Origin of the sequence: Micromonospora sp. NPDC006431 (assembly GCF_042870725.1) — a bacterium.
GTDB lineage: Bacteria > Actinomycetota > Actinomycetes > Mycobacteriales > Micromonosporaceae > Micromonospora.
Genome location: NZ_JBIAHQ010000065.1, coordinates 1 through 4,429 on the forward strand (window position 1 = coordinate 1; position 4,429 = coordinate 4,429).

A 4,429-nucleotide genomic window follows, 5' to 3' on the forward strand; every position below is an offset into this window, starting at 1 on the left:
CCAGGCCGGACCGGCGATATCGTCGCCGCCGCGCTGCACTTGACTCATTTCGAATACAAGTACCTATCCGAATCTTGTTGAGATCACGTCACTGGAGAACCCGGGACGCGTACGTTGTCGAGGCGTGGCGTCCCGGGTCCAGATGCGACGACGGCCCGCCTGGTGGCGGGCCGTTTCGTGTTGTGCCGCTCATTGCGCGGCACGGCTGTGGCTGTCTCCTTGGGGAGGCAGCGCCGGCGTGGCTCAGTCAGGGGATGTGTTCGGCGGTGTGGAGCCGTCGACGCGCCATGTGGCCCCTGCTCAGTCGGGGTACCGCCCGGCGCTGGATTCGCTCCGCTGGTAGGCGGGCTGGGGTGGCTCGTCGGTACGTGGCCGCCGGTCACGGAGGCGGCTTATGCGCGGGATTCGCGCAAGACGGCCGGGCGGCGATCGGTAAATCGAAGAATGCTGGCGAGTGCGATGCGGGCCCGTTGGCGTCGGTGCGATGGGGGCCTCGGGGTGTTCGTGTTAGCGGCGCACCGGGTGCGCGGCTTGGTCCGCGCGGAGTGTGGCGGCCAGGTCTCCCGGGATGACGGCGTAGGGTTCGACGGCCAGGAGCACCTCGGCCGGGTCGAGGATCGCCGCGACCAGGCCGACCCGCACAGTGTCGAGTTTGTTGTCGGGGTCGGTGACTGGGTCCCAGGCGAAGTCGACGACGGTCGCGAAAAAGGTGCGGTGCGGGTTCCAGCCGACCCGGATGGAGTAGCGGTCGAAGCCGGGTTTGGGTGTGAGGGTGTAGATGCTCATCGGTTCCTTTCCATAGGAGTGAACGGCCGAGCCGGCTGACGTGAGGTGCGCCGAGTGGGTCCTGCCGCGGCGAGGCTGCTCATGAAGGCCGGCGCGAACGCCGGAGGACCAGCTCTTATGCCTCCGGGTGGCGGGCGCGTTGCTCGGCCAGTTCGACGATCTTGTCGCGTCGCGCGGCGGGAAGACCGGCGAGCAATTCGACATACTGCTGTTCCTGTGCTGTGACCGGCCGGGCGAACGCCTCCTTGTAGGCCAGGCGTGCTGCCTCGTGTGCGGCTTCGATCGGGCCGCTGTGGTCGTGGGCGACGGCGACCTGGCGCAGTTGTTCGGCCGCGGCAAGCGGGTCGCGGGACAGTGTGATGTCGTAGACGCGGAAGTTCGCCGGAAGGTCCGCCGCGCCGATCGCCGTGATCAGGCACAGGTTCGCCTGCACGTGGTAGGCGTATGCCTCGCTGCGGGCCGGCGTTTCGCCGCGAGCCCGCACGGCGGCGCGTTCGGCGTTCCAGCCCAGCCGGGCTTCTTCGGCGTGCCTGGCAAGGGCGAGCAGCATCCTGCGGGTGGGATCCATCGTGTTCCTCCTGTCGTTGACGGGTTTCCGGCTAGCGGGTTGAGGGGTTGGTTCGGGCGCCGGCGATTGCCTGCTCGAACACCGATGGCGGGAGTCCGCCGTGCAGCGACTGCAGCAGCAGGTCGGCGAGCTGGTACGCGGGATCCACCTGCAAGGCACGGTGCGCTGCCATGGCGGCCAGGGCGCCGTCACCGCAGCGCCACGCGGTGAGCGCGAGCAGGGTGGCCGGTGCCGGCACAAGCGGTTCATGGGCGCGGCGGGTGATGTCGGCCCAGAACGTGACGTGCCGGTCGTGCGGCTCGGTGAGGTCCACGGCAACGTCCCGCACCGATGGCCGCTTCAGGAGCACGGTGAGCCAGGCGACCTCGTCGTCGGTGAGGCGCTTGCCCCCGTCGTGTTGTCGCAACGCGTCGCGGACTGCGTGGGCGCCGGCTTCGTCCACGCCCGTGTTGCCGGCGGCGCTGACCGCCTTCAGGCGGGTGATCGCCTCCCGGGTTGCGCGGCGTATGCCGTCACGGGCCGCGCCGCCGACGGGTGCAAACCGGGCGGCAACGGCGGCCCGGTCCGGTAGCGCGACCAGCCCGGCGGCGGTGGCCTGCACGGCGACGAGTGAGGTCGGATCGAGCGGGGTTCCTTGGGGTGGACAGCAAGCGGGGTTGTCGCAGTTGAGGTTGTAGACCCGGGTGCCGGTGACGCGTAGCAGTTGCCGGATGGTCATGCCGCTGGCGGTGAACGCGTCGCCGACGCTGCCTACTGCCGGGTCGACGTGCTCGGGATCGCCGTAGCCGATGAGCATGATGTGAGTGATCGGCTGCTGCCGCCGCACGACCGGGACCAGGTTGGCGGCGAGGTCGAACAGGTGGCTTGCGGGGGCGCCGGGGGCGGGCAGGTCGGCCCGGGCGGCGAAGACGACCCGGCGGTCCCTGCTGGCAAGAACGACGAGGCTGCCGTCGCTGGGACGGAAGCCGAGGAGGTACGGCACCGCGGTTACCAGGTCGGCTGGGGATCGCACGGTCAGTTTGTTGTCTAGAAACGACATGATGATCTCCACTGCTGGTTGAGGTCGACAATTGGCCGGAGGCGAGCGGGTAGGCGCCGCGCGTGCCCGGCGTCGGCTCGGCGCGACGCGGCCCCTGCGGGAACAGGCGCGCCGATCACCGGATCGGCGCGCCTGACGGTTCAGTCGCTGTCGGGGTCCAGATACAGGTCGATACCGACGCCCTCGAGGCTGGTGGTCACGGTGATCGGGTGGTGGTCGATGCCGGCGAGCGCCCGGGTCAGGTCGGCGCGGACGAGGGCTTCGCGGCTGCGGTGGCGTCGGCTGCGGTGGTGTGGCCGCGGAGCCAGATCTCGTACTCGTGCCGCCACGGAATCCGCCAGCCGTCCTGGTCGCATGTGGCGTGCTCGGGGATGGTCCAGCCGTACGCGGTCCACGGCCGTGTCTCGTCGGGGCTGCTGGTGGTGGCCGCGCGCATCGTGTCTCGTGCCGCGTCGTAGGCCTCTCGGGCCATGCCGGCGGCGATCGGCAGCGTCAGGTCGGCGACCACGGTGATGTGGTGTGCGTGAGGCAGTGGGTCGAGCTTGAGGTCGACGAGGAACCGGTCGACTCGCTGCGCGGTGTGTTGATAGATACCGCCGATTTCGTCGTCGACGAGTGCGCTGATCGCGCGGGCGCGGATGCTGCGTCGCAGTTCGGCGAAAGCTTGTACCGCCGCGTCACGTGCGGCCGTCGCGGCGGTGAGGTCGCCTGCGAGTTTGGTCAGCTGTGCGGTGCCGGCCGCGGGTTGCGTGTCGGTGTCGATGTCGTCCAGCGGGACGTCGTCGGGGCTGTCGGCGGTCTGCCATGTCAGGCCGGTGAGGGTGATGCCGGCGTCCGTTCCCGGCGACTGTGCGGTGACACCGCTGAGGAGGGGCGGGGTTGGGTTGTCGTGGTCGGCGAGAGGATCGCCGTCTGTCATCAGGTACTGGCGCATGTTCCTCCTTTGGGCATGAAGAAGAGGCCGCCACCGGGTGGTGGCCGCCTGAAGGGATGGGGATGTGCCCTCGCGCGGATACGGCAGCAAGGGGCGGGGTGATGGGTGCTGGGTCCGAGGCTGGCGGACGGCGGCCGACCGGGAAGGGTGGGCGTGATGCCGTCGCGGACGTGTCAGATCAGCACAGGGATAAAGAGAAGAGTCCTCAGGCTAGCCGCGTTGTTGCTGCTGTGGCTGGGGCTGTCAGGTCCGGCCGGCTGGCAGAACCTGACAGCCCAGCTCACGCCGCTCGGAGGGCTCCGACGGCGGGTCCCTACCGGCGGGGACAACGTTGGCGGCCCATGGCCGTCAGCTCGCAGACACTCGCCTGACGGCCGGCCGTCTCGGGCACGGCGTGGCGGCGACACGCCGAGTCTGGGACCGGTGCACCGCCCGCGCCAACAGCAGCGGTGCCGTCAGCGCCAGCGCTGCAGCCAGGCGGACAGTTCGCCCATCGCCCAGCGTCACGAGTAGCACCCCAATGCCGCCTATGGCGGCGGTGTCGACGGCGGCCTGCGCGGTGAGGTACAGCAGCCGCGCCTGGGGTAGCGGAGAGCGGTACGCCCAGACCCGGAGTGCCTGCCCGGCTGACTCGGCGACCATGTACGGCAGCCAGGAGGTGAACAGGAGGACGGCTGCGCCGAGGAGGGTGTGCGGGGATTCGGCCAACGCCGCCAGTAGGACCGCCGGGGTGGCCACGCCGATCAGCGGGCTGATCCACGGGTCTGCGGCCTTAACGAGGTTGTGGACCAGCCGTGACCACACGGCGAGCCACAGTCCCGCCATGGCGCTGACGGCGAAGATCAGGGCAAGGTTGTGGGCGGTGTTCGCGAACGCGTTCACGATCATGGATGTGGCGAGGAAGACCAACGCGTTGGCGCCGCTGTACGTGTTGCGTTTGATGAAGCTGTGGATCTGCAAGTCCATGTTTACTCCAGCAAAGAGCAGACGGGGCGGGGGGGGGGGGGGGCCCCCCCCCCCCCCCCCGGTTTTTAGTGAAGAGGGCCGCGGGGCTGGGGTTTTGATGCGCCGGGGGCGGGGCGCGCGGGGGGTGGTGTGGGGC

Annotated in this window: 5 protein-coding genes; all 5 read right to left on the reverse strand. The window is 69.8% G+C overall.

From position 1 onward, the window contains the following. Positions 1-507: 507 nt before the first annotated feature. The 5 genes from ACFYM6_RS35965 to ACFYM6_RS35985 all read right to left on the reverse strand — a co-directional run bounded on the left by ACFYM6_RS35965 (position 508) and on the right by ACFYM6_RS35985 (position 4,293). Positions 508-786: a hypothetical protein gene (locus ACFYM6_RS35965; RefSeq protein ID WP_387281978.1), complete on the reverse strand. Its 279-nt coding sequence runs from the start codon at positions 784-786 to the stop codon at positions 508-510. Between the two features lie 115 nt (positions 787-901). Then, on the reverse strand, positions 902-1,354 hold the full coding sequence (locus tag ACFYM6_RS35970) for a hypothetical protein (RefSeq protein ID WP_387281979.1): 453 nt from the start codon (positions 1,352-1,354) through the stop codon (positions 902-904). Positions 1,355-1,385: 31 nt separating this feature from the next. Beyond that, positions 1,386-2,393 carry a DUF4192 domain-containing protein gene (locus tag ACFYM6_RS35975; protein ID WP_387281981.1) on the reverse strand — a complete coding sequence of 336 codons (1,008 nt, stop codon included), beginning with the start codon at positions 2,391-2,393 and terminating at the stop codon, positions 1,386-1,388. A gap of 238 nt (positions 2,394-2,631) precedes the next feature. Continuing rightward, complete coding sequence (locus ACFYM6_RS35980) at positions 2,632-3,327, reverse strand: hypothetical protein (RefSeq protein WP_387281983.1); 696 nt, start codon at positions 3,325-3,327, stop codon at positions 2,632-2,634. Between the two features lie 348 nt (positions 3,328-3,675). Next, complete coding sequence (locus tag ACFYM6_RS35985; protein ID WP_387281985.1) at positions 3,676-4,293, reverse strand: hypothetical protein; 618 nt, start codon at positions 4,291-4,293, stop codon at positions 3,676-3,678. Between the last annotated feature and the right edge of the window lie 136 nt (positions 4,294-4,429).